This is a genomic window from Streptomyces sp. NPDC038280, from assembly GCF_055600045.1.
The window spans coordinates 1-3,341 of sequence record NZ_JBVJYZ010000041.1; the positions used below are offsets into that span (position 1 = coordinate 1).

3 protein-coding genes are annotated in these 3,341 nt (G+C 69.3%); all 3 read left to right on the forward strand.

From position 1 onward, the window contains the following. Positions 1 to 1,728: vitamin B12 dependent-methionine synthase activation domain-containing protein (locus tag ACZ7J0_RS33700; protein ID WP_470893891.1), on the forward strand; the 1,728-nt coding region annotated here is incomplete at its 5' end. Next, the gene (gene metF, locus ACZ7J0_RS33705; protein WP_470893892.1) at positions 1,725 to 2,615 is read left to right on the forward strand and encodes a methylenetetrahydrofolate reductase [NAD(P)H]; all 891 of its coding nucleotides are present in this window, start codon (positions 1,725 to 1,727) and stop codon (positions 2,613 to 2,615) included. The genes ACZ7J0_RS33700 and metF, both read left to right, overlap by 4 nt. Next, the coding region (locus ACZ7J0_RS33710) for an adenosylhomocysteinase (protein WP_470893894.1) at positions 2,605 to 3,341 on the forward strand (737 nt) is incomplete at its 3' end. The genes metF and ACZ7J0_RS33710, both read left to right, overlap by 11 nt.

A 3,341-nucleotide genomic window follows, 5' to 3' on the forward strand; every position in this document is an offset into this window, starting at 1 on the left:
GCCTCGAAGATCCTGCCGATCGCGCGCCTGGACGAGGAGCAGGTCAAGGTCGCGCTCGACCTGATCCACGACCGCCGCGCCGAGGGCTACGACCCGCTGCAACGGTTCCTCGAACTCTTCGACGGCGTGAACATCACCTCCATGAAGGCCGGCAAGGCGGAGGAGCTGCTCGCTCTGCCGCTGGACGAGCGCCTCAAGCGCCGGATCATCGATGGCGAGAAGAACGGTCTGGAGGCGGATCTGGACGCCGCGCTGGCCGGGCGTCCCGCGCTGGAGATCGTCAACGAGACGCTTCTCGACGGCATGAAGACGGTCGGCGAGCTCTTCGGCTCCGGCCGGATGCAGCTCCCCTTCGTCCTCCAGTCCGCGGAGGTCATGAAGACCGCGGTCGCCCACCTCGAACCGCATATGGAGAAGGTCGAGGGCGAGGACGGCAAGGGCACGATCGTGCTCGCCACGGTCCGCGGCGACGTCCACGACATCGGCAAGAACCTCGTCGACATCATCCTGTCCAACAACGGCTACAACGTCGTCAACATCGGGATCAAGCAGCCCGTCTCCGCGATCCTGGAGGCCGCCGAGGAGCACCGCGCCGACGTCATCGGCATGTCGGGACTGCTGGTGAAATCCACGGTCATCATGAAGGAGAACCTTCAGGAGTTGAACGCCCGCTCTCTGGCCTCCCGCTACCCGGTGATCCTCGGTGGCGCCGCGCTGACCAGGGCGTACGTCGAGCAGGACCTGCACGAGATCTACGAGGGCGAGGTCCGCTACGCCCGCGACGCCTTCGAGGGCCTGCGCCTGATGGACGCGCTCGTCGCCGTCAAGCGCGGTGTCCCGGGAGCCGCACTGCCCGAGCTCAAGCAGCGCCGCGTGCCCCGGCGAACGGCCCCCTTGGAAGTGACCGAGCCGGACGAGGGCGGCCGCTCCGACGTGGCCGTCGACACCCCCGTACCGGAACCGCCGTTCCTCGGGACCCGGGTCGTCAAGGGCATCCAGCTCAAGGAGTACGCGAGCTGGCTCGACGAGGGCGCCCTGTTCAAGGGCCAGTGGGGGCTCAAGGACGCCGGGACGATCGAGACGGAGGGCCGGCCCCGGCTGCGTGGCTGGCTGGACCGGCTGCACACCTCGCAGCTCCTCGAAGCGGCCGTCGTGTACGGCTACTTCCCCTGTGTCTCCAAGGGCGACGACCTGATCGTCCTCGACGAGGACGGCGGCGAGCGCACCCGCTTCACCTTCCCGCGCCAGCGGCGCGGCCGCCGCCTCTGCCTCGCCGACTTCTTCCGCCCGGAGGAGTCCGGCGAGACCGATGTCGTCGGACTTCAGGTCGTCACCGTCGGCTCCCGTATCGGCGAGGCCACGGCCAAGCTCTTCGAGGCGGACGCCTACCGCGACTATCTGGAACTGCACGGCCTGTCCGTGCAGTTGGCCGAGGCGCTGGCGGAGTACTGGCACGCGCGCGTCCGCGCCGAACTGGGAATCTCGGCGGCCGACCCGGCCGCCCTCGACGGGATGCTGCGCACCGAGTACCAGGGGTGCCGTTACTCGCTGGGGTACCCCGCCTGTCCCGACCTGGAGGACCGCGCCAAGATCGCGGAGCTGCTGCGGCCGGAGCGGATCGGTGTGCACCTCTCCGAGGAGTTCCAGCTGCACCCCGAGCAGTCCACCGACGCGATCGTCATCCACCACCCCGAGGCGAGCTACTTCAACGCGGGAGGGCGCGGATGAGCCCCGCCGACGGGGCGAAACCCACGGGAGCCCCCACGTTCTCCTTCGAGTTCTTCCCGCCGAAGAGCGAGAAGGGCGAGCGGACCCTGTGGGACGCGATCCGCCGGGTCGAGGCGCTCGCGCCGGACTTCGTCTCCGTGACGTACGGCGCGGGTGGCTCGTCCCGGGACCGAACCGTCGACGTCACCCGGCGCATCGCCGCCGAGACGACGCTGCGGCCGGTCGCGCACCTCACCGCGGTCGGACACTCTGTCGCCCAACTCCGCGCAATCGTGGGGGCGTACGCGGACGCCGGCATCCGGGACGTCCTCGTCCTGCGCGGCGACCCTCCCGGTGACCCGCGCGGTCCCTGGACGCCCCATCCGCGGGGCTTCACGTACGCCCACGAGCTGGTCGCGCTCGTCCGCTCGCTCGGCGACTTCAGGATCGGCGTCGCCGCCTTCCCCGAAGGGCACCCCCGGTCCCCGGACGCGGACACCGACCTGCGTCACTTCGTCGCCAAGTGCCGGGCGGGCGCCGACTACGCCATCACCCAGATGTTCTTCGACCCGGAGGACTATCTGCGGCTGTGGGACCGGGTGGCGGCCGCCGGCTGCGACACCCCGATCATCCCGGAGATCATGCCCGCCACCGACGTACGGCAGATCCGCCGCTTCGCGGAGCTGAGCGACGCCGCGTTCCCCGAGGACCTGGCGCACCGGCTGGAGTCGGCCCGGGACGAGCCGGACACCGCCTACCGGATCGGTGTGGAGCACGCGACCGCGATGGGGCTGCGGCTGCTCGACGAGGGCGCTCCCGGCCTGCACTACATCACGCTCAACACCTCCACGGCAGCCCTCGAAATCCACCGCACCATTCAGACCTCAAGGAGCCTCAGTGTCCGCTGAATTCACGGACTTCAAGGTCGCCGACCTGTCCCTGGCCGAGTTCGGCCGCAAGGAGATCACCCTCGCCGAGCACGAGATGCCCGGCCTGATGTCGATCCGGCGCGAGTTCGCCCGCGAGCAGCCGCTGGCCGGCGCCCGGATCACCGGTTCGCTGCACATGACCGTGCAGACGGCCGTCCTCATCGAGACCCTGGTCGCGCTCGGCGCGCGGGTCCGCTGGGTGTCGTGCAACATCTTCTCGACCCAGGACCACGCGGCCGCCGCGATCGCCGCCGCCGGGATTCCGGTCTTCGCCTGGAAGGGCGAGACCCTGGAGGAGTACTGGTGGTGCACCGAGCAGGCCCTGACGTGGCCGGACGCGGCCGGACCCAACATGATCCTGGACGACGGCGGTGACGCCACGCTCCTCGTCCACAAGGGTGTGGAATACCAGAAGGCGGGCGCGGTCCCGGATCCCTCCACGGCGGACAACGACGAACTGCGTGTGGTGCTCGAGCTGCTGAGGGACAGCGGCCTCGACTGGACTCAGCTCGCGTCTGAGATCCGTGGGGTGACGGAGGAGACGACGACGGGTGTGCACCGCCTGTACGAGATGCATCGTGACGGTTCGCTGCTGTTCCCGGCGATCAATGTGAACGACGCGGTGACGAAGTCGAAGTTCGACAACAAGTACGGGTGTCGGCATTCGTTGATCGATGGCATCAACCGGGCGACCGATGTGCTGAT

Coding starts and splice junctions, on each gene's coding strand:
- metF (WP_470893892.1), top strand. CDS start 1,725: ATGAGCCCCGCCGACGGGGCGAAACCCACGGGAGCCCCCACGTTCTCC.